This window comes from Streptomyces prasinopilosus, from assembly GCF_001419695.1.
GTDB lineage: Bacteria > Actinomycetota > Actinomycetes > Streptomycetales > Streptomycetaceae > Streptomyces > Streptomyces prasinopilosus.
On record NZ_LIRG01000615.1, the window covers coordinates 1 to 2,842 of the forward strand.

General features: G+C 73.2%; 4 protein-coding genes. 1 reads left to right on the forward strand and 3 read right to left on the reverse strand.

Going from position 1 to position 2,842, the window contains the following annotated elements:
- Positions 1 to 600: LacI family DNA-binding transcriptional regulator (locus tag AOK18_RS23310; RefSeq protein ID WP_167738731.1), on the forward strand; the 600-nt coding region annotated here is incomplete at its 5' end.
- A gap of 102 nt (positions 601 to 702) precedes the next feature.
- Here the strand turns inward: AOK18_RS23310 and prcA are convergent.
- The 3 genes from prcA to AOK18_RS35255 form a co-directional block, all read right to left on the reverse strand.
- On the reverse strand, positions 703 to 1,506 hold the full coding sequence (gene prcA, locus AOK18_RS23315; protein WP_055695613.1) for a proteasome subunit alpha: 804 nt from the start codon (positions 1,504 to 1,506) through the stop codon (positions 703 to 705).
- Positions 1,507 to 1,581: 75 nt separating this feature from the next.
- Positions 1,582 to 2,427 carry a proteasome subunit beta gene (gene prcB, locus AOK18_RS23320; RefSeq protein WP_055571808.1) on the reverse strand — a complete coding sequence of 282 codons (846 nt, stop codon included), beginning with the start codon at positions 2,425 to 2,427 and terminating at the stop codon, positions 1,582 to 1,584.
- Positions 2,379 to 2,798 (reverse strand): endonuclease domain-containing protein, encoded by a 420-nt coding sequence (locus tag AOK18_RS35255; RefSeq protein WP_079105138.1) that lies wholly within the window; start codon positions 2,796 to 2,798, stop codon positions 2,379 to 2,381. The genes prcB and AOK18_RS35255 overlap by 49 nt, the downstream gene beginning before the upstream one ends.
- Positions 2,799 to 2,842: the final 44 nt, after the last annotated feature.

Genomic DNA, 2,842 nt, shown 5'->3' on the forward strand with positions numbered 1-2,842 from the left:
CGCGGCGCCCAGGGGGCTCCCGGGGTCGCTGTCGAGCATGACCAGGGGGAGCTGGGCGCCGCGACGGTCAACCTCGACATCGCCGACGGCGTCCGGCAGCTCACCCGCCATCTCCTGGACCTGGGTCACCGCGACATCCTCCACCTGGCGGCGGACGTCCCCTCCTGGACCTTCGACGTGCGCGCCCGCGAACTGGCGGCCGGGCTGGCCGCGGTCCCCGGCACGACCCTGCGCACCGCCCGGTCGCCCATCTCCATCCAGGGCGCCGTCACCGCCGCCCACACCGCGCTGGCCGCCCCCGGCCGCCCCACCGCCGTCGTCTGCGACGACGACCAGCTCGCGGCCGGCACCTACAAGGCGGCCCGCCGGCTCGGCCTGCGCGTCCCCGACGACCTCTCCGTCACCGGCCTCGACGACCTGGCCCTGGCCACGGCCCTCGACCCGGAACTCACCACGGTCCGCCTCGACGCGGAACTCTTCGGCGAACGCGGTATGCGGACCCTCCTCGCGGTCCTCGACCACCGGACCCCCGAGGCCGGAGACATCCCCGTCCACCTGGTGGTCCGGGGATCGACGGCCCCGCCCGCGCCACGGCCCTGACACGACGGACGGGGGCGTCCGCCCGCACCGCGGACGCACACCCCCGCCGGACCCCGCGGACCCGCCGGCTCACCCGGACGGGCCCGGGAGCGGCCGGTCGGCCTACTTCCCGCCTCCCGGCGTGCCCTCGGACGGACCCCCGGACGCGCCCCCCGCCTCGTCCTCCGCCTCCACGTCGGCCTCGGCCTCGGACGCCGTCTCCGCGCCGTCCGCCGCGAGCAGCCGCGCCAGCTGCCGCCCGGTGATGCGCTTGAACTTCCGCTGCTGCGGCCGCGTGCGGTCCAGCACCGCCACCTCCAGCCGCTCCGCGGGAATCTCCCGCTCACTGCCGTTGGTGTCCCGCGACAGCGACTGCACCGCCAGCGCCAGCGCCTCGGCCAGCGTCATGCCGTCCCGGTGCCGCTGGTCCAGGTAGCCGCTGATCTGCTCCGCGTTGCCCCCCACCGCCACCGAGCCGTGCTCGTCGACGATGGAGCCGTCGTGCGGCAGCCGGTAGATCTGGTCGCCCTCCGGGGTCTCGCCGACCTCGGCCACCACCAGCTCCACCTCGTACGGCTTCTCCGCCGCACTCGAGAAGATCGTGCCCAGGGTCTGCGCGTACACGTTCGCCAGGCCCCGGGCGGTCACGTCGTCCCGGTCGTAGGTGTAGCCCCGAAGATCGGCGTAGCGCACCCCGCCGATCCGCAGGTTCTCGTACTCGTTGTACTTGCCGGCGGCGGCGAAGCCGATCCGGTCGTAGATCTCGCTGAACTTGTGCAGCGCGCGGGACGGGTTCTCGCCGACGAACACAATGCCGTCGGCGTACTGCAGCACGACCAGGCTGCGGCCGCGCGCGATGCCTTTGCGGGCGTACTCCGCCCGGTCGGCCATCGCCTGCTGGGGTGAGACGTAGAACGGCGTCGACACGGGTCAACCGTCCCTTTCTGTCGAAGTCACTGGATGGAGGCTGGGTGAGGGACCGTCACAAACGAACCGCGTGCCCTACAGCAGCGCGGCGCGCGGACCGTCCGGCTGCTCCAGCCGCCGCTCCAGCACCGACCGGGCGATCCCGGACGCCTCGTCCTCGGTGAGCCGGCGGAAGCCGTCCTCGGTGATCACCGTGATGATCGGGTAGATCCGGCGGGCGACATCGGGACCGCCGGTCGCCGAGTCGTCGTCCGCGGCGTCGTACAGGGCCTGCACCACCAGGGTGGTCGCCTCGGACTCGTTCAGGTCGCTCCGGAAGAGCTTCTTCATGGCGTTGCGCGCGAAGACCGAACCGGAACCGGTGGCCGCGTAACCCTGCTCCTCCGAGCGCCCGCCCGTGATGTCGTAGGAGAAGATCCGCCCCTTGTCCCGGTCCACGTCGTACCCCGCGAACAGCGGGACCACGGCCAGGCCCTGCATCGCCATCCCGAGGTTGGACCGGATCATGGCCGACAGCCGGTTCGCCTTGCCCTCCAGTGACAGCTGCGCGCCCTCGACCTTCTCGAAGTGCTCCAGCTCCAGCTGGAACAGCTTCACCATCTCCACGGCGAGCCCCGCCGTGCCGGCGATGCCCACCGCCGAGTACTCGTCCGCGGGGAACACCTTCTCGATGTCCCGCTGGGCGATGACGTTGCCCATGGTGGCCCGGCGGTCACCGGCGAGCACGACGCCGCCGGGGAAGCTCACGGCGACGATCGTGGTCCCGTGCGGCGCCTCGACCACACCCTGGACGGGCGGCAGTTGCCGCTTCCCCGGAAGCATCTCCGGCTGATGCTCCGACAGGAAGTCCATGAAGGACGACGACCCGGGGGTCAGGAAGGCAGCCGGCAGACGCCCGGTGCTGCGAGTGTTGGCTTCCACGCGATTCCTTCCACGTAAGCGGCAGCCCGCCTTATGGCATCGGGCCGGTCCTTGAACTGCCCCAGCGCCGCGTTGCGGCTGAAGCACAGTACGCCACGGACCCTACCCGTCCTGTGGCGGCGATCCACCTGTGCGGCGGGTGCGGCAGGACGGACGCGGCAGGGGCCGTGCCGCCGCGCGGCCGTCACGTCCGGCTCCGCGGGAACGGGGCCGTGCTCGCGCCCGGAACGACCGGTCCGGTTCCGCTCCGCACGCGCGGCGGCACGGCCGGGCCGGGAGGAACCGTTCCGGTCCCGCCCGGTGTGCGGCTGCGCGGTTCCGGACCACGGGCACCGCTTGGGGCCCGACCGCACCGGAGCCCTCTCGCGCACCCCCTCCCCCTCGGCCTCCCGGGGCCGCCCGCGGTGCTCGGCCG